Source organism: Luteococcus japonicus, assembly GCF_003752415.1.
GTDB classification, from domain to species: domain Bacteria; phylum Actinomycetota; class Actinomycetes; order Propionibacteriales; family Propionibacteriaceae; genus Luteococcus; species Luteococcus japonicus.
This window is the reverse complement of the sequence record NZ_RKHG01000001.1, coordinates 3,330,957-3,357,644: the sequence shown is the minus strand read 5'-3', so window position 1 is coordinate 3,357,644 and position 26,688 is coordinate 3,330,957. Positions and strand designations below refer to the sequence as shown.

At 68.2% G+C, this 26,688-nt stretch carries 22 protein-coding genes; 5 read left to right on the top strand and 17 right to left on the bottom strand.

The genetic code is table 11. From position 1 onward, the window contains the following. Positions 1–47: 47 nt before the first annotated feature. From hrpA to EDD41_RS15985, 5 genes are all read right to left on the bottom strand, one after another. The gene (hrpA, locus tag EDD41_RS16005; RefSeq protein ID WP_123577204.1) at positions 48–3,959 is read right to left on the bottom strand and encodes an ATP-dependent RNA helicase HrpA; all 3,912 of its coding nucleotides are present in this window, start codon (positions 3,957–3,959) and stop codon (positions 48–50) included. Between the two features lie 468 nt (positions 3,960–4,427). Beyond that, entirely contained in the window at positions 4,428–5,294 is an 867-nt protein-coding gene (locus tag EDD41_RS16000) for a universal stress protein (protein WP_123576632.1), read from the bottom strand. A 10-nt stretch (positions 5,295–5,304) separates the two neighbouring features. Continuing rightward, a complete protein-coding gene (locus EDD41_RS15995) occupies positions 5,305–5,706 on the bottom strand; it encodes a pyridoxamine 5'-phosphate oxidase family protein (RefSeq protein ID WP_094764895.1) in 402 nt (133 codons plus the stop codon). Between the two features lie 68 nt (positions 5,707–5,774). Next, a complete protein-coding gene (locus tag EDD41_RS15990; RefSeq protein WP_094764894.1) occupies positions 5,775–6,752 on the bottom strand; it encodes a T3SS (YopN, CesT) and YbjN peptide-binding chaperone 1 in 978 nt (325 codons plus the stop codon). Positions 6,753–6,777: 25 nt separating this feature from the next. Further along, entirely contained in the window at positions 6,778–7,725 is a 948-nt protein-coding gene (locus EDD41_RS15985) for an AEC family transporter (protein WP_123576631.1), read from the bottom strand. Positions 7,726–7,858: 133 nt separating this feature from the next. Here EDD41_RS15985 and EDD41_RS15980 point away from each other — a divergent pair, with 133 nt between their 5' ends. Then, a complete protein-coding gene (locus EDD41_RS15980) occupies positions 7,859–8,380 on the top strand; it encodes a ferritin (protein WP_094764892.1) in 522 nt (173 codons plus the stop codon). A 24-nt stretch (positions 8,381–8,404) separates the two neighbouring features. Continuing rightward, positions 8,405–9,712 carry an acyltransferase family protein gene (locus tag EDD41_RS15975; RefSeq protein WP_123576629.1) on the top strand — a complete coding sequence of 436 codons (1,308 nt, stop codon included), beginning with the start codon at positions 8,405–8,407 and terminating at the stop codon, positions 9,710–9,712. On the opposite strand, the gene EDD41_RS15970 is transcribed toward EDD41_RS15975, so the two are convergent. From EDD41_RS15970 to EDD41_RS15950, 5 genes are all read right to left on the bottom strand, one after another. After that, positions 9,613–11,385, bottom strand: coding sequence for a SulP family inorganic anion transporter (locus tag EDD41_RS15970; RefSeq protein WP_123576627.1), 1,773 nt, complete (start codon positions 11,383–11,385; stop codon positions 9,613–9,615). The two genes, EDD41_RS15975 and EDD41_RS15970, sit on opposite strands and share 100 nt — an antisense overlap. A gap of 40 nt (positions 11,386–11,425) precedes the next feature. After that, a complete protein-coding gene (locus tag EDD41_RS15965) occupies positions 11,426–12,016 on the bottom strand; it encodes a CueP family metal-binding protein (protein WP_123576625.1) in 591 nt (196 codons plus the stop codon). A 117-nt stretch (positions 12,017–12,133) separates the two neighbouring features. Continuing rightward, the gene (locus EDD41_RS15960; RefSeq protein WP_123576623.1) at positions 12,134–15,034 is read right to left on the bottom strand and encodes a vitamin B12-dependent ribonucleotide reductase; all 2,901 of its coding nucleotides are present in this window, start codon (positions 15,032–15,034) and stop codon (positions 12,134–12,136) included. A 66-nt stretch (positions 15,035–15,100) separates the two neighbouring features. After that, positions 15,101–15,568: a transcriptional regulator NrdR gene (gene nrdR, locus EDD41_RS15955; protein ID WP_123576621.1), complete on the bottom strand. Its 468-nt coding sequence runs from the start codon at positions 15,566–15,568 to the stop codon at positions 15,101–15,103. A gap of 211 nt (positions 15,569–15,779) precedes the next feature. Beyond that, the gene (locus tag EDD41_RS15950) at positions 15,780–16,190 is read right to left on the bottom strand and encodes a DUF2752 domain-containing protein (RefSeq protein ID WP_170165409.1); all 411 of its coding nucleotides are present in this window, start codon (positions 16,188–16,190) and stop codon (positions 15,780–15,782) included. Positions 16,191–16,325: 135 nt separating this feature from the next. Here EDD41_RS15950 and EDD41_RS17910 point away from each other — a divergent pair, with 135 nt between their 5' ends. Further along, a complete protein-coding gene (locus EDD41_RS17910; protein ID WP_211336682.1) occupies positions 16,326–17,078 on the top strand; it encodes an RDD family protein in 753 nt (250 codons plus the stop codon). 66 nt (positions 17,079–17,144) lie between these two features. Here EDD41_RS17910 and EDD41_RS15940 read toward each other — a convergent pair whose 3' ends face one another. Further along, positions 17,145–17,531, bottom strand: coding sequence for a hypothetical protein (locus EDD41_RS15940; RefSeq protein ID WP_123576618.1), 387 nt, complete (start codon positions 17,529–17,531; stop codon positions 17,145–17,147). Between the two features lie 282 nt (positions 17,532–17,813). Between EDD41_RS15940 and lexA the strand changes: the two genes are divergently transcribed. Further along, complete coding sequence (gene lexA / locus EDD41_RS15935) at positions 17,814–18,611, top strand: transcriptional repressor LexA (protein WP_094764884.1); 798 nt, start codon at positions 17,814–17,816, stop codon at positions 18,609–18,611. A gap of 10 nt (positions 18,612–18,621) precedes the next feature. On the opposite strand, the gene EDD41_RS15930 is transcribed toward lexA, so the two are convergent. The 5 genes from EDD41_RS15930 to miaA all read right to left on the bottom strand — a co-directional run bounded on the left by EDD41_RS15930 (position 18,622) and on the right by miaA (position 24,765). Next, the gene (locus EDD41_RS15930) at positions 18,622–19,305 is read right to left on the bottom strand and encodes a hypothetical protein (RefSeq protein WP_123576616.1); all 684 of its coding nucleotides are present in this window, start codon (positions 19,303–19,305) and stop codon (positions 18,622–18,624) included. After that, on the bottom strand, positions 19,305–21,242 hold the full coding sequence (locus tag EDD41_RS15925; RefSeq protein ID WP_123577202.1) for an ATP-dependent DNA helicase: 1,938 nt from the start codon (positions 21,240–21,242) through the stop codon (positions 19,305–19,307). Before EDD41_RS15925 ends, EDD41_RS15930 begins: the two co-directional genes overlap by 1 nt. 126 nt (positions 21,243–21,368) lie before the next feature. Further along, complete coding sequence (gene hflX, locus EDD41_RS15920; protein WP_123576614.1) at positions 21,369–22,871, bottom strand: GTPase HflX; 1,503 nt, start codon at positions 22,869–22,871, stop codon at positions 21,369–21,371. A gap of 71 nt (positions 22,872–22,942) precedes the next feature. Beyond that, positions 22,943–23,797, bottom strand: coding sequence for a diaminopimelate epimerase (gene dapF, locus EDD41_RS15915; protein ID WP_094764881.1), 855 nt, complete (start codon positions 23,795–23,797; stop codon positions 22,943–22,945). Next, positions 23,794–24,765 (bottom strand): tRNA (adenosine(37)-N6)-dimethylallyltransferase MiaA, encoded by a 972-nt coding sequence (gene miaA, locus EDD41_RS15910; protein ID WP_245995685.1) that lies wholly within the window; start codon positions 24,763–24,765, stop codon positions 23,794–23,796. The genes dapF and miaA overlap by 4 nt, the downstream gene beginning before the upstream one ends. Before the next feature lie 166 nt (positions 24,766–24,931). On the opposite strand from miaA, the gene EDD41_RS15905 reads away from it, so the two are divergent. Next, the gene (locus EDD41_RS15905; protein ID WP_094764880.1) at positions 24,932–25,144 is read left to right on the top strand and encodes an antitoxin; all 213 of its coding nucleotides are present in this window, start codon (positions 24,932–24,934) and stop codon (positions 25,142–25,144) included. Between the two features lie 13 nt (positions 25,145–25,157). Here EDD41_RS15905 and miaB read toward each other — a convergent pair whose 3' ends face one another. After that, on the bottom strand, positions 25,158–26,681 hold the full coding sequence (gene miaB / locus EDD41_RS15900; RefSeq protein ID WP_123576612.1) for a tRNA (N6-isopentenyl adenosine(37)-C2)-methylthiotransferase MiaB: 1,524 nt from the start codon (positions 26,679–26,681) through the stop codon (positions 25,158–25,160). Positions 26,682–26,688: the final 7 nt, after the last annotated feature.

The following is a 26,688-nucleotide window of genomic DNA, read 5'->3' as shown; positions in this document are numbered from 1 at the left end:
ACACAACCGTCGGCCCGGGTCCATCCATTCCCGCCCTTGTGCACTCCTCAGTGGGCCTCCGCCATCGCCTTTCGGATCCGCTTGGGTGAGACGGTGACGGCGGTGCGCAGCTGCTGGGCGAACTGCTGCACCCGCAGTTCCTCGATCAGGAAGCCAATCTCCTCGACCGCGGCGGGCAGCGGGCCGGGCGGCTGGGCATCGCACAGCCGGGCATACTCGGCCTCCAGCTCGTCGACGAGCAGTGCCCCCTGCCTGTCCCGTGACGGGCTGGAGGCGGCGCCAGCCAGGCGCAACGTGATCCCCTTCACATAGCGCGGCAGGTGCCCGTACCACGGGTCCGGCGTAGCGCTGATGAAGTTGGTGAAGACGAGGTTGTCGAGCTGGGCCGTCACGTCCTCGCGCACCTCGCCCGCCGGATGGGAACCGATGGCCAACCGGGCTGCCGTGGCATTGCGCAGGGCCTCGGCCGCGGTCGCGACGACCGCGCGCATCGCGTCGGCCTGTTCCTGGCGCACGAACAGGGCCAGACGCTCGTAGGTCTGGGCGTCGCGCACATCATCGAGGCCGAGCTTGTTCTCCTGCGCCCAGCGCCTGGCCAGTTGCTCGGCGGTCTTGAGCCGGGCATCGGTTAGCAGGGACGGCACCGACGCGTACGGGGAATTGCCCAGGGCCAACTTGTCCGGGTTGGACAGGTGGCTGACCACCCACTTCGTCGGATCCGGCAGGGTGAGCACCAACAGCCGCCGAAGACCCTTCGCATGGGACTGGCTGGCACGCTCGGCGGTGTCCAGCACGACGACGCCGACGCTGGATCCCTCGTCCTTCAACGCGGGATAGCCGATGGCCTTCGTGCCACTCTTCTCCACCTGCAGGGTGCGGTCGATGGGGCCCATCGTCCAGCTGGTGGCGCCGGTGACGGCCTTCTTGGCGCTGGCCCGGGTCAGCGTCTGGCTGACCTTGCGGGCCAGGTCCTGCCGCAGGTCCGCGAAGTCCTTGCTGCGGCGGGTCTCGCGGCCATTCTCTGTGATCCGGAAGGCGATCCGGAGGTGGTCGGGAACGGCATCGGGACTCCATTGCTGCGGCTCCACCGTCACCGAGGTCAGCTGGCGCAGTGCCCGTCCCAGTTCGTCGCAGAAGCGCGTGGAGTGGTCCGGCCCCTGACCGACCTTGGCCATCTCGTCGAGCCAGTCCAATGCCGCGCGCGCATGGTTGGGAGCGGGCACGAAGCTGGTCCGCACGCTCTTGGGCAGGGCCCGGATGAGCTCGGTGGCCAGTTCGTGCCGCAGGCCCGGCACCTGCCAGCTGAAGGGCTCGGCGCTGATCTGGTTGAGCTGTGCCAGCGGGATCGCCACGGTGACACCGTCGTGGCCGCTGCCCGGGTCGAAGACGTAGTCGATGTCGAAACGCAGTTCGCCACCATCCCTGGCGGGCACCACCCAGTGGTCCGGGAAGTCTCCGGCGTCCACCTGGTCGGCCTCGGGGGCCAGCAGGTCATCCATGCCCATCTCGAGCAGCCGCTTGTCCGGGAGCCGACGCAGCCATGCGTCGAGGTGCTGGACGCTGACCACCTCGGCGGGGATCCGGGCGTCGTAGAAGTCGAAGATCTGCTGGTCGTCGACGGTGATGTCCCGGCGGCGGCTGCGCTCCTCCAGTTCCTCGGCCTGCTCGCGGACCTTGCGGTTGTGGTGGAAGAAGTGATGCCGGGTACGCCACTGCCCCTCAACCAGCGCGGAACGGATGAAGATCTCACGCGCGACGACAGGGTCGATCCGGGCATAGCTGACCGGACGTTCTGCGATGACCGGCACCCCGTAGAGGGTGACCTTCTCGTAGGCCACCACCGAACCGGAGTTCGTGGACCAGTGCGGCTCCGAATAGCTGCGCTTGAGCAGGTCACCAGCCACCTCCTCCACCTGTTCGGCGGTGATGGCGGCCACCGTGCGGGCCCAGAGCCGGCTGGTCTCCACCAGTTCGACGGCCATCACCAGCGGCGGCGGGTTCTTGGCCAGCGCCGAACCGGGCTGGATCGCGAAGCGTGCCCCCCTGGCCCCCAGGTACTCCCTGGGACCGGGACGCCGACGCTTGCCATTGCGGTCCTTCTTCGGCTGGTCCTGCTCCCGCAGGTCGGCCAACCCGACGTGCCCCAGCAGGCCTGCCAGGACGGCGGTGAGCACCTTGTCCGCGGGGGCCGGCGCACTGTTGCGCTCCAGCCCGATCTCCTTGGAGATGTCGCGCAGCTGGGTGTGCAGGTCCTCCCATTCCCGCACCCGCAGGAAGTGGATGAACTCGTCGCGGCACATCCGTCGGAAGGCGTTGCCGGACAGGGCCTTCTTCTGGGAGCGCAGGTAGTCCCACAGACGCAGCATCGCCATGATGTCGCCACCGGAATCGGGTTCGCCACCACTGGCGGCCACGCGTTCCGCGGCGCGAGTGTGGGCGGTGTGACGCTTCGGCCCCTCGGATGCCTCGGGCTCGGGCTCGGGCTGCGGCATCACCGCGGTCCAGAAGCGGCGGTGCAGCTGGTCCGCCTGCTCCCGCTTCTCCGCAGGCCGTTCGCGGACGTCGGGAATGGCCAGGCCCGCCACCAGCACCTGCACCTCCCGCACGCAGCCCTGCCGTTCAGCCTCCAGCAGCATCCGGCCCAGCCGTGGGTCGAGCGGGATCCGGGCCAACCGGTGCCCCACCCTGGTCAGCTTCGGATGCGAATGGCTTCCTGGCTTCAGGGCACCCAGCTCGTCGAGCAGCCGCAGGCCGTCGGTGATCTGGCCACGGTCCGGGGCCTCGACGAAGGGGAAGGAGCCGATGTCACCCAGCCCTGCCTCGGCCATCTGCAGGATCACGCTGGCCAGGTTGGTGCGCAGGATTTCCGGCTCGGTGAATTCCGGCCGGGCCAGGAAGTCCTGCTCGCTGTACAGACGGATCGCGATGCCCGGCGCGACGCGACCGCAACGCCCGGAGCGCTGGTTGGCGCTGGCCTGGCTGACCGGCTCGATGGGCAGCCGCTGCACCTTGGTGCGTGCCGAGTAGCGAGAGATGCGGGCCATGCCCGGATCGATCACGTAACGGATGCCCGGCACGGTGATGGAGGTCTCAGCCACATTGGTGGCCAGCACCACGCGTCGGCCGGTGTGCGCGGTGAAGACACGGTGCTGCTCGGCGGCGCTGAGCCGCGCGTAGAGGGGAAGGACCTCGGTGTCGGACAGCTTGAGGCCGTTCACGGCTTCGGCGGCATCGCGGATCTCCCGCTCGCCGGACAGGAAGACCAGGATGTCCCCGGCCCCCTCGCGGGACAGTTCGGTGACGGCCTTGCAGATCCCGTCGATCTGGTCGGCCACCTCGGCGGTCTCCCCGTCCGCCACCAGCGGCCGGTAGCGCATCTCGACCGGATGGGTACGGCCGCTGACCTCGATCACGGGGGCCGGCTCGCCCGCCGTGTTGCTGAAGTGCTCGGCGAAACGAGCGGTGTCGATGGTGGCGGAGGTGACGATGACCCTGAGCTCCGGGCGCCTGGGCAGCAGCTGCTTGAGGTAACCGAGCAGGAAGTCAATGTTCAGGCTGCGTTCGTGCGCCTCGTCGATGATGATCGTGTCGTAGCGCCGCAGGTCCCTGTCGTGGGTGATCTCGGCGAGCAGGACGCCGTCGGTCATCACCTTGACCCGGGTGTCCTTGCCGGCCTTGCGGGTGAAGCGCACCTGGTAGCCGACCAGATCCCCCAGCGGTGTGTCGCACTCCTCCGCGATCCGTTCGGCCACCGTGCGAGCAGCGATCCTACGGGGCTGGGTGTGGGCGATGCGGCCGCGGCCCAGCGCCAGGCAGATCTTGGGGATCTGGGTGGTCTTGCCCGATCCGGTCTCGCCGGCGACGACAACCACCTGGTGCTCGCGGATGAATGCGGCGATCTCGTCGGCGTGCTCGGCAATCGGCAGCGACGGGTCGAATTCCAGGCGGGGTTCGGGCATCTGGCGAGGTTCTGTCATGACCCGTCAAGACTACGGTCGGGCGCAAGCCAATTCACACAACGCACTGACGGGCCCGGTGGCTCTCGCCAGCGGACCCGTCATCACGTCAACTCGCCATTCCCCCGAAGGACGAGCTCGTGTGCAATTGTTGCGGGCGGCCCAGGCCCATCCCCCGATGAGACCCGAGTGGTCGATCCCCCGATCCGGCCACTCCACCGCCACCGGTTCCCCCGAACCGGATGACTGGCACCGTCTCCCCCGATCGGGTGCCCTTCGAACATGACCAGTTTCACGTTCATCAAATCTGATGACAAGTTAACGTTGAACGCGCTGGAGCCCGGGAGCGCAGCCAACACCCCGAGCACCCACAAGGCCGCGGCCCTGACTAGGTATTTCAATTCCTCGTTCACGCCGCGCCGAGGCCTCATGTCACGAGATCAGGGGACACATCCAGCCGTGTGATAATTGTCACTTCACCAGTGCCACGGGGCTCTGGGCATGCGCCAGCACGGCGCGCATCACGCCTCCGAGGTGGATTCCCAGCAGCTTGGGCCGCTGCACGCCGAGGACCAGCAGGTCCACCTGACCGGACAGGTCCACCAGCTCGTCGACGGGATTGCCGTGCGAGACCTGCACCTGCACATCCACCAGCGGATGGGAGACCCGCAGGGGCTCCAGGAGCTCGTCGATGGCCCGGCGCGCCACCTCATCCACCTGTCCCGCCCGGCCCTCCTGCCGGGAGACATGGGCCACCGTCAGCCGCGCCCCACGGGCCTCGGCCTCGGCCAACGCCCACCCCAGGGTGTTCGGCGAGTGGCTCTCCGCGTCAATGCCCACCGCAATGTGGTTCTGCCCGCCAGTGGCTCCCGGAGTCGCGGCCGCAGAGATGACCACCAGTGGGCACTGCGCCGCATCGGCCAGGGCGACGCTGGTCGACCCGATGAACATGCGTTCCAGGCCGCTCACGGAACGACGCCCCGTGACCAGCAGGTCGGCGCCCTCGCTCAACCGGGCCAGCACCGCGGCGGCATTGCCCAGCACCACTTCGTCGTGCACCTGCTGCGCGTCCAGCCCCGCTTCGAGGGCCGCAGCGCGCGCGGCCTGGTTGGCGTGCTCCCCCGCCTCCTGCAGGGCACTCGGGTCATAGACGACACCCCAGGCACCCGCCATCACCGCATCGTCCACGGCGTGCACCAGATGCAGGGTGGCGCGGCCCAACCGGGCGGCCCGGGCGCCGTAGCGCACGGCCCGCAGGCCATCCTCGGACCCGTCGACGCCCACCAGGACGCGCGGGCCGGACAGCTCAGGGCTTTCGTGAACGGAATCGCTGCTCATGTCTTCCTCCTCAGTCCCCGGAGACGGCTCGTCCGGAAAGGCTCTCCACGGCCAGTGTCACGAGTACCTCGCGTTCACCGGGAACAAAGGGCTCGGGCACCTCACGCACTTCCCGCGATGGGTCGAGGACGCCGAGCCGCCCCCGCGCCAGCACGCTCCAACCATTGCGCACCTCGGGATCGAACTCGTCCACCTCGAAGGCGACCGGAGTGCCCGCGCCAAGACTCGCCAGCTGGGTACCGGCGGCGGTGCGCAGGATGATGTCCTCACCGTCGACCGCATAGGCCAGGGGCAAGACGGTCATGCCGTCCGGCCCGACGAAGGCCACCCTCCCGATGCTCGCCTCGCGCAGCAGCTGGGCGCACTCGGCGGCATCCAGCTGTTCGAAATGACCCTGCACCATGCCGATCATCCCTCCTCGTCAGGATCGTGGCCCGCCCGGTCCCTCGGGCAAACCCCGTCCACCCGATCGTATCCGGATCAGTCCTGCTCGGTGAAGGTGACCCGCCCGCGCAGCTTGGCCGCCAGGTCGTCGTCGATCCCGTCGGCGATCTGGGTGATGATCCGGACGCCCTCGTGCAGGTGGGCCGGCACGAAGGGCCGGGTGAGCAGGCTCATGGTGACGAAGACCCGGTCCCGGTAGAGCGAGAAGCGCCCGAACCGGGATTCCGAGTTCAGGTCATTGAGCACCTCGACCGCCCGTCCACGACCCTCGAGGTCGTGGACGAGGGCTGAGAAGAGCAGCACCTCCCGGCCATCGGGTGCACAGCGCACGAAGACCATCGAGGAGCCCACCCGGATGGCGAAGTCCCCCTCGTCGTCGACGATCGGCTCGTGACCGAACATGTGGGTGAGCTCGGTGCGCACCAAGGAGTGCAGTTCATCGCGGTCCCGGGCGGTGACGGCCACGAAGTCGTGGGCCTCGGCCGGCCCCGACTCCATGCGTGCCTCGCTACCGTCCAGCTCCTCGCGAACCGCGGCCGACGGCGCGAGGATCTCGGCCAGCTGGTCGGGAACGAGGAAGACCGGGTGCTGCACGCCGAAGACATCGCGCAGGGTGTCGACGGCCAGCTCGGCCAGCCTGTCACTGTCGTCCTGGATCTCCTCGGCCCAGAAGTTCGCGGTCGGGTGGGGCTGGTCGGTGGTCGGGGGCTGCCAGCCGAGGGCCTCGAGCTGGTCCAACTGGGCGGTCGTCAGTTGGTGGCCATCGCCCAGCACGGCATTGCTGGAGGCCTCGACGAGCACCACAGGTTGCTCCTCACGGCTCGCGCGCTGACCACAGGTGAAGCAGACGAAGGGGGCCGTCTGGGTGTCCGGGGCCACGGTGTCCACCCGCAGGCTGGCACCGTCCTCGATCATCGAGACCACCTCGGCCAGCCGTTCACCGAAGAGCTTCCACGCCTGTGCGGTGCTCGCATCGAAGTCGAATCCGTCGGTGCTGACCAGTTCCTCGTCCATGTTGGCAAACCTAGTACAGCGCGGCTCACCCCAGCAGTACGGCCATCGCCATGATGGTGGGGATGGAGCACACGGAGGTGATGAAGACCACGTCACGGGCCAGCACCACCTGACGCTGGTAGCGCACCGCATGGCTGAAGATGTTCTGCGCGGTCGGGAGCCCGGCCAGCACCATCACGGCCAGGGTCGTCACGGCGTCGAGGGCGAAGGCCCGGGCCAGCGCCAGGGCCACCAGAGGCTGGACGAGGAGCTTCAGCGCACACAGGACCAGGGTCTCCGTGAACTGCGGCCCACGTCCCGGAAGCGGCCCCAGGCGCAGGGAGACACCGAAGGCGATCAGCATCGTGGGCACGGCCAGACCACCGAGCATGGTCAGCGGGGTGTCCAGCCATTGCGGGATGGTGACGCCGGTGAGGTTGAGGGCCAGTCCTGCGAGCACTCCGAGGGTCATCGGGTTGCGCAGCGGCACCAGCAGGTTCTGCCGACGCGAGAGGGGACCTCCCCCGTCGCGGGCCGCCTCGATGTCCAGGAAGGCAAGGCCGAGGGGCTGGAGCACGGCCACCTGTACCAGCAGCAGGGGCGCGATCCATGTCACGTCGTGCAGCACATAGGACGCAATCGGCAGGCCCATGTTGCCGGCATTGACATAGCAGGCGCAGAAGACGGCAATCACGGTGTGCCCCATCGAGGGGCGCCTCTGGTCGGGCTCGCGCAGCACCAGCCGCAGCAGCGCCAGTGCCAGGGCTCCGGTGGTGAGGGTGGCGAGCACGGTCACCAGCAGGTTCCAGGCGAAGATTCGTTTGAGGTCGGCCGTCGCCATCATCGTCAGCATCAGGGCCGGACTGCCGGCGAAGAAACTGAGCTTGCTCAGGATCAGCTGAGAGCCGGCGTCGAGGATGCGCAGGTGGGCCAACAGCATGCCCACGGCCACGACGGCCCAGATCGCGAAGAATCCCCCCAGAACGGCCGTCACCCTTCCAACCCTAGGCGGCCACCGCGGGGCTTGCGGACCATGACCACCATGGGCCCCGCCGCCTCGCCCCATCGCCAGTTCGCCCTTGGCCAAATTCCTTTTCCCTGGCCCTGCGCCGTTGCAGGCTGGACCCATGAAGATGTCCAATGAACTCGAGAAGCTGTTCAACGACCAGATCACCCTCGAACTGGAGGCCTCCACCGTCTACCGCCAGCTGGCCATCGAGGTCGACGCCCAGGACCTGCCGGGCATGGCCGCCTGGCTGCGCCACCAGGCCGACGAGGAGATCGTGCACGCCAACAAGTTCATAGACCACCTGCTGGACCGGGACAACCATCCACGCATCGGAGCCATCAGCGCACCGAAGGCCCAGCAGACGATGACGCCGCTCGATGTCTTCACCGCTGCACTGGAGCACGAGCAGAAGGTCTCCGAGTCCATCCGCAACCTGTACCGGGAGGGCGATGCCGCCGGGGACCTGGACTCCCGCCCCCTGCTCAGCTGGTTCATCGGGGAGCAGCTCGAGGAGGAGGCCACCGTCAGCGAGATCATCGGCCGGATCAGGATGATCAATGACGACGGCCCAGGCCTGTTGCGGCTCGACCAGGAGCTGGGACAGCGCCCCACCCAGGCCACGGAGAACACCCAGGGCTGAACCGAGGGGCCCTACCCTGAACGGGTGAGCCCCGATGCACCGCCCACCGGCACCGAGCGCGAGCTGCTGATCGACGCGGCTCGCGCTCTTGCCGTCTGCATGGTGGTGGGCTTCCACGCCGGCCCGTGGCGGGTCGGGCGGACCGAGACAGGCTGGCAGGCCCGTACCATGGAGCTGGGGCCGTGGGGCTGGTACGGCTCCTGGCTGCTGATGGTGATGCCCTTGTTCTTCGTCGCGGGCGGCTTCGCCCATGCGCTGGTGGTGGACAAGATGCGGCAGCGTGGCACCGGTCTGGCGCACTACTACGCCAACCGTGGACGACGACTGATCGGCCCCACCACGGTCTTCATCACCTTCTTCGCGATCCCCAGCACGGGGGCCGCTTGGCTGGGCCACCTCGAGGATGCGGTGACCATCAGCCACAACCTCACCAAACTGCTCTGGTTCCTGGTCAGCTACCTGCTGGTGGTCCTGCTGGCCCCCGCCCTGGTGTGGCTCCACGACCGGTGGTGGTGGCTGGTGCCCATGGTGATGTTCGGGGCCGCCACGGCCGTGGACGTGTGGACCATCACCACCGGCGTGCTGGACCACCGGTACTGGAACCTGGCCTTCGTGTGGTTGGCCTGCCACCAGATCGGCATAGCCCACCAGCGGGGCTTCCTGCGCACCGGCCCCCGCTGGCACGCTGCCGCCGCCGTGGCCGCGGGCACCACGGCCATCGTGCTGCTGCTCCACCTGCGCTTCGGGGCGATGGGCGGTTGGCCGGTGCCGGCGCTGGGCATGGGATCCCGGTGGGTCTCCAACCTGCAACCTCCCACCGTGGCGATGGCCTGGCTGGCCCTGGCGCAGACCGGGGTCCTGGGCCTCCTGTCCGGGCGACGGCTGGTCGTGCTGGAGCGCCCCGGGGTCCGCCGGGCCATGGAGGTGGTCAATGCCCTGCTGATGACCACCTACCTGTGGCACATGCCGTGTGTCGTCGCGGCCTTCGGCATCGGGATCGGGCTGGGCACGGTGTGGCCGTCACTGGTGACGGTGACCACTTTCCCCGCCTTCACCCCGGTGGTGGCCCTGGTGCTGATTGCCATCGTGGTGCCCGCGGTCGCCCGGCTCAACCTGCGCATGATCCCACCGCTGGGCCCGGCGCAGAATGGTCCGGTCGCGGTCCTGGCCCTGCTGGTCCTCAGCCTCAGCCTGGTGGGCGTGTGGCGCCACGGGCTGGTCATCCACCCGGATCAGCCACGCTCCTCGCTGGGCGTGCTCGGCGTCTGGGTGGGTTCCGCGCTGTTGGCCTGGGCCGCCAACCGTCCGCTGGCGGCCAGCCATTCGCGATAGCCCGCGACGGCCGTCGGCAATGTCGGGAAGACGTGGCCGGGGCCCACCTTCTCCACGAAGCCGGCGCGCTCCAGCTGGTCGAACAGGTCCTGCTTGACGCGGGCCATAGCGAAGACGATGCCGCGAGCCTCCAGCCGCTCCCGCAACTGGTCCAGTTCGTCGACGGCGGTCAGGTCCACCACCACATTGGCCTCGGCATTGAGCAGGAACCAGTGGACGGGTTGCGGCGCCCTCTCGGCGGCCCGCTGGGCCCGGTGGGCGAAGTCATCGGCATTGGCGAAGAAGAGCGGAGAATCGTAGCGATAGACCACCAGGCCCGGGATCTGCCGGGCGGCCTCGTAGTCCCGCACGTCGTGCATGCCGGCCATCCCCGGAACCTCCCCGAGCACCCCGTCATTGGGATGGGCCAGGCGACGCAGGAGGTCCAGGAGGCTGAGCACGATTGCCACCCCGATCCCGTTCAGGACACCGAAGCCCAGCACGGACATGGTTGTCACCAATGCCAGCACCAGTTCACTGCGCCGAAAGCGCGCCACCCGTCGCCACTCGGCGACGTCCACGAGCCGGATGGCGGCGTAGACCACCACCGCCCCTAGCGCGGCCGCCGGGAACCAGGCCAACAGGGGCGCGAGCCAGAACATCACCACCAACAGCATCACGGCGCTGACCAGGCTGTGCAGCTGGCTGCGCGCGCCCATCGAGTCCGCCAGGACGGTGCGGCTGCCAGAGCTGGAGACGGGGAAGCCGCCCGTGGCTGCGGTGGCTAGGTTGGCAAGGCCCAGCGCCAGGAATTCCTGGTTGGCATCCACGTCCTGTCGGTGACGGGCCGCGAAGGCGCGAGCCGTGAGCACATTGTCCGAATAGCCCACCAGGGCGATGCCCAGAGCCGCGGCGAACAAGTGCCCCCAGGGCAGGCCGTCGGGGCTCGGCAGGGCGGCGCGAGGCAGGCCGGCCGGCACCGCTCCGATGGTGCGGATCCCGTGGGCCTGCAGGTCGGCGAGCCACACCACGAGGGCCGCGGCCACCATGACCAGCAGTGGTCCGGGCCAGGTGGGGAGCAGGCGCCGGGCGGCGAAGAGCAGGACCAGCACCAGCAGCGCCAGGGCCAGGGTCGGGCGATGTGCACTGCCGAGGTGGGTGATCCACCACCAGATCTCCTGGTCCGGGCGCTCTCCCTGCACGCCGAGGCGGGAGACCTTGCCCAGCTGGGAGGTGATCATCATCACGGCGACGCCGCTCATGTAGCCCACCAGCACTGGGCGGCTGAGCAGGGCAGCCAGGAAGCCGAGGCGCAGCAGGTATCCGGCCAGACAGACCAGACCGACCGCGAAGGCCAGCGCGGCGGCAAGCTCGTCGGGTGGGTGCCCCGCCCCCTGACCGGCCAGCGCCGCGACGCCCGCAGCAGTCATCAGGGCCGTGGTGGACTCCGGCCCGACCGACAACTGCCGGGAGGACCCCATGAGTGCGTAGACCACCAGGGGCACGCCGCTCGCCCACAGGCCCGCGACCGGCGGCAGTCCGGCGACGACGGCATAGGCCATCACCTGGGGCACGAGGTAGGCGGCCACGGTGATCCCGCCCAGCACGTCGCCGCGCAGCCATTCGCGCCGGTAGTGCGCCAGGACGTCGAGTCCGGGCAGCACCCGCGCCCACGCCGGTTGCCTGCCCTCCATGGAGCGAGGCTACTCCCCGCGGAGCGTGCCCGGGGTGGGTTCAGTTCATGCGCAGGGTAGTGAGGCAGGTGGGGCTGTCGGCGCCCGTGCTGAAGGGCACGGTTCCGGACTTGTCCCCCATCGTCGCGGTCACGCTGCCGCTGGTGTCGCGCGGCAGCCAGAGGCCGACGAAGCCGTTGCCGGCCGTGGTGACGTCCTTGTCCACGAGCTTCTTGCCGGCCCCGTCCACGATGGTGATGTGCATCTCCTTGTCCACCTGTTCGCCCTGGCAACCGGACAGGCTGTGGGCGAAGCAGTCGTGCGTGGTCTGCAGATAGGGCGCGATGGACAGGTAGAACTTGTCCGCCGGGATCGGCAGGCTGCGCTCCCCCGCGTCATCGGTGATCACCAGCCGGTCCGCCTTGACCGAGGCCTGAAGGCCCTCGATGGGCCGCGGATCGGTGGATCGGTCCAGGGCGTCGATCGTCGCGACGGCATCCTTGCCCTGCACGCCGAGCCGGTCGAGGACACCCGCTCCCCCGGCACTGGAACTGGGGGCGGCGGGTGTGCTCTGGGTGCTGCCTGCGGAGCACCCACCGAAGAGCATCAGGGCGGCAGCGGCGAGGGCCAGCGGTCGGGTGCTGCGGTTCATGCGGATCTCCTTGGGGGGTCAGGCAAGCAGGTGACAGTTGAGGTTGAAACTACCCTAGGACGCCGACGGCGGCGTACCCGGGGTGGGTACGCCGCCGTCGGCGGTCAGGAGTGGCGATCAGCTGCAGCCGCTGGTGGAGCCGCAACCCTCGCAGACATAGCAGGAGCCGCTCGGACGCATCTTCGTGCCGCAGGTCATGCACAGCGGTGCGTCGATGGCGTGCCCGGTCAGGCCCTCCATCATCTCGGTGGTGGTGTGGGCGCTGCCCACCGTCTCCTGCTCCACCTTCGGGCTGGCCTGGATCAGCGACGGCTGGACGGGGCCGCCCTCGTCGACACGCAGGTCATCGCCGGCATCATTCTTCAGCGACTCGGACTCGGGCATCTCGGCCTCGTCCTCCTCGCTGATGTAGGAACCGGTCTCGACATAGCGGGCACGCTCGGCCGAGGTGTAGATGCCCAGTTCCGAACGCTCGTCGAAGGACAGGTAGTCCAGCGCCAGGCGGCGGAAGATGTAGTCCATGATCGACTGGGCGATGCGGATGTCCGGATCGTCGGTCATGCCGGCGGGCTCGAACTTCTGGTTGGTGAACTTCTGGACATAGGTCTCCAGCGGCACGCCGTACTGCAGGGCGATGGAGATCGCGATCGAGAAGGCGTCCATCACACCGGCCAGGGTCGAACCCTGCTTGCCGAGCTTGAGGAAGACCTCACCGAGCTGACCGTCCTCGTACTTGCTGGAGGTCATGTAGCCCTCGGCGCCGGCCACCGAGAAGCTGGTGGTGCGGCCATCGCGGCTCTTGGGCAGGCGACGTCGACGCGGGCGGTACTCCACCCGCACCTCGGGAGCCGGAGCGGCCGCGGCGGCAGCTGTCGCGGCGGCGTCGTCGGCGACCTTCTTGCCGTCACCCTTCTTGCCGTCGGACAGTGGCTGGCCCACCTTGCAGTTGTCGCGGTAGACGGCCAGTGCCTTGAGGCCGAACTTCCAGCCCTGCATGTAGACGTCGGCGATCTCCTCGACGGTGGCCGTCTCGGGCAGGTTCACCGTCTTGCTGATCGCGCCGGACAGGAAGGGCTGGACGGCCGCCATCATCCGTACGTGGCCCATGGGCTGGATGGCCCGGGCGCCCATGGCGCAGTCGAAGACCTCGTAGTGCTCCTTCTTCAGGGCCGGGGCGTCGATGACGTGGCCGTGATCAGCGATGAAGGCGACGATCTTCTCGATCTCGTCGGCGCCGTAGCCCAGGTTCTTCAAGGCACGCGGGATGGTCTGGTTGACGATCTGCATGGAGCTGCCGCCGACCAGCTTCTTGAACTTGACCAGGCTGAAGTCGGGCTCCACGCCGGTGGTGTCGCAGTCCATCATGAAGCCGATGGTGCCGGTGGGGGCCAGCACGGAGGCCTGTGCGTTGCGGAAGCCGTTGACGGCACCGAGCTCGACGACCTGGGCCCACTGCTCGTTGGCGGCCTTGGCCACCACGGAGTCATTGGTGTGCAGCGGCTTGAGGGCATCGCTCGCGGCCTGGTGCTTGCGCATGACGCGCTGGTGCGGCTCGGCATTGGCCGCGTACCCGGCGTAGGGGCCGACGACCGCGGCAAGCTCTGCGCTACGACGGTAGGAGGTACCGGTCATCAGCGAGGTGATGGCGGCGGCCAGCTTGCGGCCACCCTCGGAGTCATAGCCCAGGCCCAGCGCCATGAGCAGCGCGCCCAGGTTGGCGTAGCCGATGCCCAGCTGGCGGAACTTGCGGGTGGTGTCGCCGATCGCCTCGGTCGGGAAGTCCGCGAAGCAGATGCTGATGTCCATCGCAGTGATGATCAGCTCGACGGCCTTGGTGAAGCGCTCGACGTCGAAGATGTCGTCCTCGTCGAGGAACTTCAGCAGGTTGAGGCTGGCCAGGTTGCAGGACGAGTTGTCCAGGCTCATGTACTCGCTGCACGGGTTCGACGCGGTGATCGGCCCGGAGTTCGGGTTGGTGTGCCAGTCATTGATGGTGTCGTTGTACTGGATACCGGGATCGGCGCACTCCCATGCGGCGGTGGCCATCTTGCCGAAGAGCTCGGTGGCCTTGACCTCCTCGATCACGTGGCCGTCGCCGCGGGCCTTGAGGCCGAACATGGTGTCGTTCTCGACGGCCGACATGAATTCGTCGCTGACTCGCACGGAGTTGTTCGCGTTCTGGTACTGGACGCTGGTGATGTCCTTGCCGCTCAGGTCCATGTCGAAGCCTGCATCACGCAGGGCGCGGATCTTGTCCTCCTCACGCGCCTTGGTCTCGATGAACTCGACGATGTCGGGGTGGTCGACGTCCAGCACGACCATCTTGGCGGCGCGACGAGTGGCGCCACCGGACTTGATGGTTCCAGCGCTCGCATCGGCGCCACGCATGAAGGAGACGGGGCCGGAGGCGGTTCCGCCGGAGCTGAGCAGCTCCTTGGAGGAACGGATCCGGGAGAGGTTCAGGCCGGCACCGGAGCCGCCCTTGAAGATGAAGCCCTCCTCCTTGTACCAGTTCAGGATGGAGTCCATCGAGTCGTCGACGGAGAGGATGAAGCACGCACTGACCTGCTGCGGGCTCGAGGTGCCGACGTTGAACCAGACCGGGGAGTTGAAGCTGAAGTACTGGTGCAGCAGCATCCAGCGCAGCTCGTCCTCGAAGACCTGGGCATCCTTGTCACTCACGAAGTAGCCGTTGTCCAGGCCGGCCTTCGAGTAGGTGTTCACGACCCGATCGATCAGCTGCTTGAGGCCGGTCTCACGCTGCGGGGTGCCCAGGGCCCCACGGAAGTACTTCGTGGTGACGATGGTGGTGGCATTCAGGCTCCAGAAGTCCGGGAACTCCACGTCATTCTGCTCGAAGACGTTCTCACCGGTCTTCCAGTTGGTCTGGACGACGTCCCGCTTCTCCCAGGTGACCTCGTCATAGGGGTGCACGCCCTCAGTGGAGAAGACCCGCTCGATGGTCAGGCCGGCAGTCTTCTTGGGCTGGCGACGTGAGGTCCTGGTGGTTTCGGTCATGCTTCGACTCTCTCTTCGGGGGTGTTCTCAACAGAAGGCGGCCGGGGTCTCTCCCGTTCGCAAGGTTCAGTGGCTGGCGGTGGACTCGGCGGACGGCGCGCGCAGGCGCCGGATCTCCTCCTCGAAGTCCTCGACGCCCTGGTAGTGCTTGTAGACACTGGCGAAGCGCAGGTAGGCCACCTGGTCCAGTTCGCGCAAGGGCTCGAGGATGGCGATGCCCACCTCGTCGGTGGGAACCTCACCCATGCCGCTGGCGCGCAGGGTCTCCTCGACGCGCTGGCCCAGCCGGGCCAGGTCGGCCTCGCTGACCGGCCGACCCTTGCAGGCCTTGCGTACGCCGGAGATGACCTTGTCCCGGTTGAAGGGCTCGGCAACGCCGGACTTCTTCAGCACGGACAGCTGCACCTGTTCGATGGTGGTGAAGCGACGCTCGCAGGCGGGGCACTGGCGGCGACGACGAATGCTGCAGCCGTCGTCAGTGGCGCGCGAGTCCAGCACACGGGAGTCGGCATTGCGGCAGAACGGACAATGCATGCCAACCTCCTTTCGAGCACACGACGAGGCACCGCGCAGGCGTCGTCGATGAAATGGACAAGTGGCGGTAATATGTGCTTCAACCACTAGCTGTGGGTTAATCACATGTCTGCAACCACTAGATATGGATACCGTAGGCCGCGCGGACCCCAAAATCAAACTCCACGAAGTCGCGCTTCCGCGGCGTGTCGAGTGGCAGCCCGCGATCAGATCAGAGCAGGTTGCGCAGGATGGCGAAGAGCACCGCCGGCCCCGCCATCGCCAGGCTCACGCGTTCGAAGGTGAGCGGCCGCAGGCGCCGTGGCGGACGAGTGGCGGGCCCACCAGCCACCTCGACGAGCCAACAGACGGCGCACAGGGCCAGGGCCAGGGCGATCAGCATCGTGAACGGGTTGGCGCCCCACGCAGCCCCCACGTCCCCCTGGAGAAGGTGGCGTACCGCCGTCGTGGTGCCACAGATCGGGCACAGGAGGCCGGTGGCCTCGCGCAACGGGCAGGCGACGCCACGCCCGAGCACGAAGACCAGTGAAATCTGGCCCAGGCCCACCAGCCCCAGCAGCGCGAGCCCCCGGAGCCCACGACGCGGATCGAAGTCCGTCGGCGCGTTCGCGGTTGGTTCCATGGAACCCATTGTGCCGCTGGACCGTCCCCTTTCCGAGGTCTGAAGAGTCCACCTCCACTGGGCGCGCCACCGATGAGGCGAACCCCTGCACCCCTAGCATTCGAGACGCATCCTGACCAGAATTGGAGAATTGCCGTGACGAACCCGCCCGAGAAGACCCCCGAGAACCCGTGGGGCCCGCAGAACTCCAGCCCCGAGCAGCCCTTTGGCCAGCAGCCGGTGCAGGGACAGCCCGCTGCTGATCCCTACGGCCAGCCCCAGTACGGCCAGCCCCAGCAGCCCGCCGCCGATCCCTACGGCCAGCCCCAGTACGGCCAGCCCCAGCAGCCCGCCGCCGATCCCTACGGCCAGCCCCAGTACGGGCAGCCGGCCGCGCAGGACCCGAACGCAATGGCCAATCCCTATGCCCAGCAGGGTAACGGGCAGCCCGGCTATGGCCAGATGGCCTACGGCCCCACCCCTGCGCTGACCTCGTGGATCAAGCGCGTGGGCAGCCACCTGATCGACTGGGCGCCCATCACCATCATCAACCGGATCACGGACCCGATGATTGGCGGTTATGACTACGCGAGCAAGACCGAGAGGGTCGGCACCAACCCCACCCTGGGCTTCATCCTGCTGGTCGTGGGCTTCGCGTGGTTCATCTGGAACATGGTCTTCAAGGACGGCAAGACCGGCGTCTCGTTGGGACGCCAGGTGCTGGGCATCCAGCTGGTGAATGCCGACACCGGCCAGCCCGTGGGCGCAGGGAAGGCCTTCCTGCGCCAGATCGCGCACATCCTGGACACCATCTCCTGCCTGATCGGCTACCTCTTCCCGCTGTGGGACTCCCGTCGCCAGACCTTCGCTGACAAGATCTGCAACACCCTGGTGATCGACACCAAGTGAGCTGAACCCCACGGCACACAGCATGAAGGCCTCGACCCCCAAGGGTCGAGGTCTTCATCCTTCGTGTCAGTTCCGCAGGGCGACGACGGCGGTACCGCCGGTGGGCGCCTCCTCCAGGGGGGCATCGCTGACCCCCAGAAATCGCACCACGCCCACGGACACGGTGGCGACCACGATCAGCCCCAACAGCACGACGACCGCGAGGATCCCGCGATCAGTGAGCTGGACCTGACCGCTGGCCGGGCGTGCGGCGCGCCCCCGCGCGTCGGACCCCCAGACCAGCTCGACCGGGGCGCCGTGTCCACCGGGAGCCACCGGCTGCAGCGGACGCCCGCCCGGCGCGGTCAACCGCACCGGACGTGCCTGCGGGCCACGCAGCTGCTGCTCACGCACGCGGCGGCGGACCTTGGCCGGGGTGACGGCATTGGCCTTGGCGATCAGCGATGCACTCATGGTTGCTCCTTGCTTCTTGGGCGAAATCCCGCCGGCGAGCCATCCGCTCGTCGAACAGGTGTTCGATGCCTCAACACTAGCGCCCCTCCCCGCTCCAATCAAACATCCATTCGAATGATGGCGTGTCGGCCGATGGTCGACACCCGCGGTTCGAGGTCATGATGAGTCAAACAGGTGCCTCTGACATTTTTTGTGAACAGACCTCCGGAGCACCCGCAAATGCCACCCCACAACCTCGAACAGATGTTTGAATCGAACGCCTCCGGGCACTAGGCTTGCCCCATGGCGACAGGGAACGAGAAGAACAGCCCCCAGGGCAAGCGTCCGGTGGGCCGGCCCAGCAATGAGCAGGTGCGCCGCGAGCTGGCGGGACGGGGACGGCTCAAGGCGCTCCCGGACGGCCCCGCGGATCCCGATGGACTGACCCCGCGCCAGCGTCGCATCCTGGAGATCATCCGGGACTCCTTCGCCCAGCGCGGCTATCCGCCCACCATCCGTGAGATCTGCGATGCCTCCGGCCTCGCCAGCTCGTCCAGCGTCGCCCACCAGCTCAAGCAGCTGGAGAATCGCGGGTACATCCGACGGGTGCACGGCCAACCCCGCGCCATGGAACTGCACCTCCCGGACTCCCTGAAGCCCAAGGCCAAGCCGGTCCCCGAGACCTCCGAGCCGGCCGACATCACCGGCATCCGTGATGCCCTACCGAGTGCCGTGAACGTACCGATGGTCGGCAGGATCGCCGCCGGTGGTCCGATCCTCGCCGAGGAGCATGTGGAGGACGTCTTCGCCCTGCCCAAGCAGTTGGTGGGTGAGGGCACCATCTTCATGTTGGAGGTCCATGGCGACTCGATGGTCGATGCGGCCATCTGCGACGGCGACTGGGTGGTGGTGCGCCAGCAGGCCGACGCCAACAATGGCGAGATCGTGGCCGCGCTGCTCGACGACGAGGCCACCGTCAAGACGCTGAAGAAGACACCGGGCCAGGTCTGGCTGATGCCCCACAACGAGGCCTACTCCCCGATCGACGGCAACCACGCCAGGATCCTGGGCAAGGTCGTCGCCGTCCTGCGCAAGGTGTGAACCGGGCTGGTCAGTCCGGCTGGATGATGGCGATCTTCTGCCACACCTTGCGGGCCATGTCGGAGGTCAGCGCCTCGATGCCCTCCACCGCATCCAGGACATCGCCGTCGGTGGTGTCCTCTGCGAACAGGGCGGCTGTCTTGCCCACCAGCGACAGCATCTCCGAGCACTGCTCCAGATAGGCCCCCAGATCGGCGGAGGCCAGTTCGTCGCGCCCCGGGATCTTGGTCAGCTGGTGCATGTCGATCACGTGCGCCAGCGAGCGCAGCCGGTGCAGCACCCGCAGGATCCGGGCCCGCTCCATCCGCTCCGGGACGGCCAGCAGGAAGAGCACCGCCAAGCCGCCGAAGACGGAGGTGTTGATGATGGTCTCCAGCAATGGCAGGAAGTCGACCGCCTGGAACTGGCCTCCCCGCACCAGGTCCAGCACGGCCAGCCCGACGGTTCCCGTGAGGAAGGCCACCACCAGCACCACCGCGAGCCGGGAGAGCATCCGAGCGGCGCGGATCCTGCGCTGGTTCAGCCCGTCGCGCAGTGCCACCTCGTCCACTAGGGCCCCCAGCTCCCCGCAGACCTCCCACAGGGTGCGGTCGGGAAAACGATCCCGGATCCACGTCTGGAGCTCGGCGGTGGAGCGGCGCACGCGAGCCTGGTCCAGACGCTGGAAGTGGCTGCCGTGGGGCAACTCCTCCATCAGCCCCGGCCCTCCTGCAGCCGACGCAGCGCCTGCACGGCCACCTCACGGTCTTGGGTCATCCAGAAGTCCGGCATCGAGGCCCGCAGGAAGCCGCCGTAGCGGGCCTTGACCAGCCGCGCGTCCAGCACCGCCACCACCCCCTTGTCCGTGACGCGACGGATCAGGCGCCCGGCCCCTTGGGCCATCAGCAGGCCAGCATGGGTGGCGGCCACCGCCATGAACCCATTGCCACCGGCATCCACCACGGCCTGCTGGCGGGCCTGCATCAGCGGATCGTCGGGACGAGGGAAGGGGATCTTGTCGATGATCACCAGTTCGCAGGTCTCTCCGGGCACGTCGATGCCCTGCCAGAGGCTGACGGTTCCGAACAGGCAGACCTCCGGTTCGGCGATGAAACGCTTGGTCAGATCCGAGAGCTGCGCGTCCCCCTGGCACAGGATCGTCATCTTCGGCAGCTGCTTGCGCACGTGCGCCGCCGCCACCTCCGCGGACTTCTGCGAGGCGAACAGGCCCAGGGTGCGGCCACCCGCCGCCCAGACCAGCTCCGCGATCTCCGCCAGCGCCTCCTGGGTGATCCCCTCGCGCCGGGGATTGGGCAGACTCGTCGCGCAGTACAGGATGCCCTGCTTCGCGTAGGTGAAGGGGGTGCCCACGTCGAGTGCCCGCCAGGCAAGCCGATTGTCCGGGTCATGCCGCTCGCCCTCCAGCCGGTCGCTCTTGCGCAGACCGATCTGGCCGGCCACCTGGTTGAAGTCCCCACCGATCTTGAGGGTGGCGGAGGTGAGGATCGTCGTCGCCTCCCCCAGCACGCGCTCACGCATCAGCCCGGCGACGCTCAGGGGCGCAACCTGCGCCTGGCGTCCGAAGCGCTCACGCTCACTCACCCACACGACGTCATTGGTCCCCAGCGCCGCCATCCGCTCGGCGATGTCGAAGACCTCCTTGACGGCGCTCGCCGCCTGCTGCTGCTCGGGGTCGACGTCCTTCTTGCCCTTCTCCCCTTTGCTGCCCAGGCCGGTGACCACGCGGCGGCTCACGTCGCGGATGGTCTCGAAGGCCGTGGTGGCGGAGCACGGCGCGGTGATCCGGGTCAGCTCCGAGTCCTCCAGGGCTGCGGCCAGGATGTCGCCACACTCCAGGAATTCCAGGCCCAGGTCATCGCTGAGCCACGGCAGGGCGCGCTTGGCCACGCGTTCGACGGTCTGAGGGCTCAACTCGTCGCTGGCGGCGCCGGTGACCCGGCTGACCAGCTCGTGCGCCTCGTCGATGATCACGATGTCGTGTTCCGGCAGCGCCGTACCACCGTGCATGGCGTCGATGGCCAGCAGTGCGTGGTTGGTGACCACCAGACTGGATCCGCGCGCCTTCTCCCGGGAGGACTCGACGAAGCACTCACTGCCATAGGGACAGCGCTGCACGCCCAGACACTCGCGCACCGGCATAGAGACCAGCCCCCACGCGCGCGGGCTGTGGGTGGGGGCGTCGTCCCGGTCCGCCAGACCCTTGGCCTTGAGCTGTTCCTCGGCCCAGTCCCGCAGCATCAGGACCTCGGCGCCCAGCACGGACTCGACGTCGGCCTTCGACTCCTTGAGGTTGGCGGCCAGGTCGGCCCCGCCGAGCAGGGTGTCCTGGTCATCGACGATGCCGTCGCGGGTCTTCAGAAGGCAGGCGTAGTTCGTACGGCCCTTGAGGATGGCGTGCGAAGGTTCCCGGCCGGTGACCTTGGCGACGGCCTTGAGCGCATTGGGGATGTCGGAACTGGCCAGCTGCGCCTGCAGCGCCAGGGTCGCCGTGGCGACCACGATGCGCTGCTTGCTGCCCTGCACGTGCAGCAGGGCCGGCGCCAGGTAGCCGAGGGACTTTCCGGTACCGGTGCCGGCCTGAACGATCAGGTGCTCGCCGGTCTCGATCGCCTGCTCGATCGCCTTGGCCATCCGCTGCTGGCCCTCGCGCGGAGTGCCGCCGATCACTTCGACGGCCGCCGCCAGCACGTCCGACGAACTGTGCTGACCAGCGGTCTTCTCGGATGGGGTCTTCTCGGCGTCGGGCACCGAGCAAGCCTACCCGGTGGTGACCTGGAAGGGCTTCAGCTCACCACCCAGCTCGGGGTGCACGCGTGCCACCACCCGGGTCCCCTCCCCGGTGTGCTCCAGGGTGATCAGCTGGCCATGCTTGTGGATCTTGTCCATCAGGTCACCGCGCTCGTAGGGGATCAGCACGTCGACGCTGATCTCCGGGCTGGGCAGCCGACTCTCCGCCACGGCCCGCAGCTGGTCGACGCCCTGACCGGTTCGAGCGGAGACGAAGATGGCCTCCGGGAACTGGGTGCGCAGCGCATACAGCGCCTCGGTGCTGGCCTGGTCGGTCTTGTTGATCACCAGCTGCTCGGGCACGTCCCCGGCATCGATGTCATTCAGCACGGTGCGCACGGCCTGGATCTGGCCGACCGGGTCCGCATCGGAACCGTCCACCACGTGCAGCAGGAGGTTGGCCTGCGCCGACTCCTCCAGGGTGGACTTGAAGCTCTCCACCAGGTCGTGCGGCAGGTGACGCACGAAGCCGACGGTGTCGGTCAGGGTGTACACCCGGCCGTCGGGCGTGGTGTGACGGCGGGTGGTCGGGTCGAGCGTCGCGAACAGGGCGTCCTCCACCAGCACTCCGGCATCAGTGAGCCGATTCAGCAGCGACGACTTCCCGGCATTGGTGTAGCCGACGATCGCGATCGACGGGATCCGGTTGCGTTTGCGGTCCGCCCGCTTGTTCTCACGCGTGGCGTCCAGGTCGCGCATCCGCTTGCGGAGGATCGCGACGCGGGTGTTGATCCGACGACGATCCGTCTCGATCTTCGTCTCACCGGGGCCACGGCCGCCGATTCCGGCGCCTCCCGCCGCCCGGCCACCGGCCTGGCGGGACAGGTTGCCGCCCCAGCCACGCAGCCGCTGGCGCAGGTACTGCAGCTGGGCCAGCTCCACCTGGGTCTTGCCCTCGACGCTCTTGGCATGCTGGGCGAAGATGTCCAGGATCAGGGCGGTGCGGTCGATGACCTTCACCTTCACCTTGTCCTCGAGATTGCGCAGCTGTGCGGGCTGGAGCTCGCCGTCGCAGATCACGGTGTCGGCACCGGTGGCCACCACCACCTCGCGTAGTTCGTCGACCTTGCCGCGGCCGATGTAGGTGGCGGGGTCGGGCGACTTGCGACGCTGGATCAGCCCTTCGAGCACCTGGGCTCCGGCGGTCTCGGCCAGAGCCTTCAGCTCGGTCATCGCATTCTCTGCGTCCTGCTCGGAGCCGCCGGTCCAGACGCTGATCAGCACCACGCGTTCCAGCTGCAGGTCTCTGTACTCGACCTCGCTGATGTCCTCCACCTGGGTGGACATGCCGGCGACGCGCTTGAGCGACAGCCGCTCGGCAAGGTCCAACTGCAGCCCGTCGCGGTCGTAGTCGTCGACCAGGGCTTCGGGGTCCTCGCCGTCGGGATCGAGGTCCGCATCGTCGGCGTCCTCGTAGAGGTCGTCGAAGTCGTCGGGCTCGGGCGTGGGGTCAGGGTATCGGCGTGGAGTCATCGTTGGACAAGCTTGTCACCCGCACAGCCATCACGCCAATGGTTATCCGTGCGCCACTGCCCGAGCAGCCCTCACAGGTTGTCCGGCAACCAGGTCTCGCCCCGCGCCACGATCACGGCGGGGCCGGTCAGGGTCGCCTCCTGCTCCCCCAGCCCGACCACCACCCAGCCCCCAGGAACGTCGACGCGCACCTCGCCGTCGACCAGTCCGGCGCGGCGGGCGTAGGCATGGGCGGCGGCCACGGTGCCGGTGCCGCAGCTCAACGTCTCGCCCGCGCCCCGCTCGTGCACCCGCATGGAGATGTGCCGCTCGTCGATGACCTCGACGAACTCGATGTTCGTGCCCGCAGGGAACCGGTCGGCGGGCGTCCAGATGGGTTCCCGACCCAGGTCCAGCTCGACCAGGGAGACGTCGCTGTCCTCCAGGAAGCAGACGGCATGGGGATTGCCGACGTCGACCGCGGTGGCCTGCCAGCTCCCCTGCGGTCCGAGGTGCGGGATCTCGATGGTCACGGTCACCGGTTCGTCAGCCAGGCGCACCGGACCCATGCCGCAGCGCAACCGGCCGTCGATCAGCGGTTGCACGGTGCGCAGCCCGGCACGGGTGGCGACGGGGATGGACTCGCCCGAGGCCAACCCCTCCTCCATCAGGTAGCGCACGAAGACGCGCAGACCGTTGCCGCACATCTCGGCGATGGAACCGTCGGCATTGCGGTAGTCCATGAACCACAGGTCCGGGTCGCCCTCCCACTCGGGGATGGAGCTCGCCTTGGTGACCCGCAGCAGGCCGTCGCCGCCGATGCCGGCGTGACGATCGCACAGGAAGCGCACATCGGCATCATCGATGCGCACCGTGCCATGTCGGTCCCGCACGATGACGAAGTCGTTCTTGGTGCCATGCCCCTTGGCGAAGGTCCACTTCCTCATGGGGCAACGCTAGCGACTCGGCCACCCTCCGGACCGTCCGGTCCACATTCGTGTTCCAGCGTGGCGCGCACGATGGTCTCCACATTGGCCGGGTCACCCGCCGGCAACCAGACGATCCGGGGATCACGACGGAACCAGCCCAACTGCTTGCGGGCAAGACGTCGGGTGCCACTCTTGGTGCGTTCCATCGCCTCCCCTTCCGTGAGCTCCCCGTCGAGGAATTGCAGTACCTGGCGATAGCCAAGGGCCCGGGAGGCCGTCAGGCCGTCACGCAGCCCCAGGGGCACCAGGCGCCGCACCTCGTCGACCAACCCGTCAGCCCACATCTGGTCCACCCGCTCGTCGATCCGCCGGTCCATCTGCTCGCGTTCCAGGTGCAGACCGAACTGCAGCACGTCGGCCAGCGCATAGCTCCACTCGGGCAGCTGCGGCGTGAAGCCGCCCGTCAACTCCAGCACCTCCAGGGCACGCACGATGCGTCGTCCATTGCCGGGCAGGATCCCCGCCGCCGCGGCGGGGTCCCTGGACGCAAGCTCCGCATGGAGGGCCTCGGGACCAACCTCGGCCAACCGGGCCTCCCACCGGGCCCGCACCTCGGGATCCGTGCCGGGAAAGGAGAACTCGTCCAGGATGGCGTGCACGTAGAGCGCCGATCCGCCCACCAGCACCGGCACCACTGTCCTGCCGCGCAATTCCTCGATCGTGACCCGGGCACGGGTCTGGAAGTCAGCCACCGACGCGGCCTCGGTCATCTCCGCGACGTCGACGAGATGGTGCGGCACCAGCGCCAGCTCGGCCGGCGTCGGTTTGGCAGTGCCGATGTCCATCCCCCGGTAGACCAACATCGAGTCCGTGTTGACGATCTCTGCCGGTTGGCCGCGTCGGACCAGTTCCAGGGCCACCTCGATGGCGAGGCTGGACTTGCCGGACGCGGTGGGGCCGTTGATGACGACCAGCGGAAGGTTCACTTCGCCATTGTGCGGGGCGCTGCGTCCCTGACCCAAGTCGGGGAGGCATTGCGCCACGAGCACAATGCGGCACCAAAAACTGCCGAATGCCCCTGCCTCTGCCTCTGCCCACCATGGACAAAGGATCTCCCCACAGGGGCGTGGTCCCCCACGTCAGGAGTTTCGCATGGGAATCTTTGACAAGGTCAAGGAAGTCATCAACGGCGGCGAGGGAAGCCTCGCCAACAAGGCTCGCGACGCCGCCAACAGCCACGAGGCCCAGGTGGACCAGGGCATCGACAAGGCCGGCGACTTCGTCGACGGCAAGACCGACGCCAAGTACGCCGACAAGGTTGACCAGGGTCAGGACTTCCTGAAGGACGAGACCGGCAACCTCTGAGCCGGTGGTCCGGTCACGACACCGGACGCAGGACGGGGCAGGCCTTCGGCTGGCCGACCGACGGCATGCCCAGACTCACCCCGGCCGGCGTGGGCGGGGCCTCGTGGCGTGCCTGCCAGGCGTCGCCGCCGCGCGTCCGCCGCAGGTTGGTGATCCCACCATCGGCATTGAGGTGGTGCGGCGCGGCGTGGCTGATCACCGTGGTGGCGATGTCACCGGGGCGGGGCCGCAGCTCCGGTTCCGCGGGCACCGCGACGTGCACCAGGCGGTTGTCCCGGGCGCGCCCGCTCATCCGGTGGGTCTCGGCATCCTTCTTGCCCTCACCGGCGGCGAACATCACCTCCACCTCGGTGCCCTCCAGCTTCTGGTTCTCCTCCCAGGCGGTGCGGTTCACCAGTTCCAGCAGGCGCTCATAGCGTTCCTGCACGACGGCCTTGGGCACCTGGTTGTCCATCACGCCGGCCGGGGTGCCGGGCCGGATCGAGTACTGGAAGGTGAAGGCGGCACTGAACCGGGCCAGCTCGGTGACCCGCATCGTCTCCTCGAAGTCCTCATCGGTCTCTCCCGGGAAGCCCACGATGATGTCGGTGGTGATGGCGGCGTGCGGGATCTTCTCGCGCACCTCGTCGAGGATGCGCAGGAACTTCTCGCTGCGGTAGCTGCGACGCATCTCGCGCAGCACCTTGTCCGAGCCGGACTGCAGCGGCATGTGCAGGCTTGGCATCACATTGGGGGTCTCGGCCATCGCGTCGATCACGTCGCTGGTGAAGCTCGCCGGGTGCGGGCTGGTGAAGCGCACCCGCTCCAACCCGTCGATCCCACCGCAGGCACGCAGCAGCTTGGCGAAGGCACCGCGGTCGCCGAACTCCACACCATAGGTGTTCACGTTCTGGCCCAGCAGGGTGACCTCCTGCACGCCCTCGTCGACCAGCGCCTGGATCTCGGCGAGGATGTCGCCGGGGCGACGGTCGGTCTCCTTGCCCCGCAGCTGCGGCACGATGCAGAAGGTGCAGGTGTTGTTGCAGCCCACGCTGATGCTCACCCACGCCGAATAGGGCGACTCGCGGCGGGTCGGCAGGTTGGAGGGGAAGTTCTCCAGCGCCTCGGCGATCTCCACCTGGCTGGCCTGCTCGACGCGGGCCCGCTCCAGCAGGATGGGCAGCTTGCCGACATTGTGGGTGCCGAAGACCACGTCGACCCAGGGCGCCTTGCCGACGATCACGTCACGGTCCTTCTGCGCCATGCAGCCACCTACGGCGATCTGCATCCCCGGCCGGGTGCGCTTGACGGCCGCCATGTGGCCCAGCGTCCCGTAGAGGCGGTTGTCGGCATTCTCACGGACCGCGCAGGTGTTGAAGACCACGACGTCGGGCCCACCCTCGTCGGCCACCTCGACCTCGCTGCGTACGAGTCCCGCACCTTCGAGCAGGCCCGAGATGCGCTCGGAGTCGTGGACATTCATCTGGCAGCCGTAGGTGATGACCTGATAGGTACGCGGAGCGGTCTGGACTGCGGCGGAGGCTTGGGCATTCGACATGGTGGGA

What these genes read in the sequence shown, in the direction of transcription:
- EDD41_RS16000 (WP_123576632.1), bottom strand. Translation starts at nt 5,294, where the DNA reads ATGAGCAGCGATTCCGTTCACGAAAGCCCTGAGCTGTCCGGCCCGCGC.
- nrdR (WP_123576621.1), bottom strand. Translation starts at nt 15,568, where the DNA reads ATGCATTGTCCGTTCTGCCGCAATGCCGACTCCCGTGTGCTGGACTCG.
- EDD41_RS15970 (WP_123576627.1), bottom strand. Translation starts at nt 11,385, where the DNA reads ATGGAGGGCAGGCAACCGGCGTGGGCGCGGGTGCTGCCCGGACTCGAC.
- EDD41_RS15940 (WP_123576618.1), bottom strand. Translation starts at nt 17,531, where the DNA reads ATGAGTGCATCGCTGATCGCCAAGGCCAATGCCGTCACCCCGGCCAAG.
- EDD41_RS15905 (WP_094764880.1), top strand. Translation starts at nt 24,932, where the DNA reads ATGGGAATCTTTGACAAGGTCAAGGAAGTCATCAACGGCGGCGAGGGA.
- EDD41_RS15925 (WP_123577202.1), bottom strand. Translation starts at nt 21,242, where the DNA reads ATGGCCAAGGCGATCGAGCAGGCGATCGAGACCGGCGAGCACCTGATC.
- EDD41_RS15980 (WP_094764892.1), top strand. Translation starts at nt 7,859, where the DNA reads ATGAAGATGTCCAATGAACTCGAGAAGCTGTTCAACGACCAGATCACC.
- EDD41_RS15930 (WP_123576616.1), bottom strand. Translation starts at nt 19,305, where the DNA reads ATGGAGGAGTTGCCCCACGGCAGCCACTTCCAGCGTCTGGACCAGGCT.
- hflX (WP_123576614.1), bottom strand. Translation starts at nt 22,871, where the DNA reads ATGACTCCACGCCGATACCCTGACCCCACGCCCGAGCCCGACGACTTC.
- miaB (WP_123576612.1), bottom strand. Translation starts at nt 26,681, where the DNA reads ATGTCGAATGCCCAAGCCTCCGCCGCAGTCCAGACCGCTCCGCGTACC.
- lexA (WP_094764884.1), top strand. Translation starts at nt 17,814, where the DNA reads ATGGCGACAGGGAACGAGAAGAACAGCCCCCAGGGCAAGCGTCCGGTG.
- hrpA (WP_123577204.1), bottom strand. Translation starts at nt 3,959, where the DNA reads ATGCCCGAACCCCGCCTGGAATTCGACCCGTCGCTGCCGATTGCCGAG.
- EDD41_RS15990 (WP_094764894.1), bottom strand. Translation starts at nt 6,752, where the DNA reads ATGGACGAGGAACTGGTCAGCACCGACGGATTCGACTTCGATGCGAGC.
- dapF (WP_094764881.1), bottom strand. Translation starts at nt 23,797, where the DNA reads ATGAGGAAGTGGACCTTCGCCAAGGGGCATGGCACCAAGAACGACTTC.
- EDD41_RS15965 (WP_123576625.1), bottom strand. Translation starts at nt 12,016, where the DNA reads ATGAACCGCAGCACCCGACCGCTGGCCCTCGCCGCTGCCGCCCTGATG.
- EDD41_RS15995 (WP_094764895.1), bottom strand. Translation starts at nt 5,706, where the DNA reads ATGATCGGCATGGTGCAGGGTCATTTCGAACAGCTGGATGCCGCCGAG.
- EDD41_RS15960 (WP_123576623.1), bottom strand. Translation starts at nt 15,034, where the DNA reads ATGACCGAAACCACCAGGACCTCACGTCGCCAGCCCAAGAAGACTGCC.
- EDD41_RS15950 (WP_170165409.1), bottom strand. Translation starts at nt 16,190, where the DNA reads ATGGAACCAACCGCGAACGCGCCGACGGACTTCGATCCGCGTCGTGGG.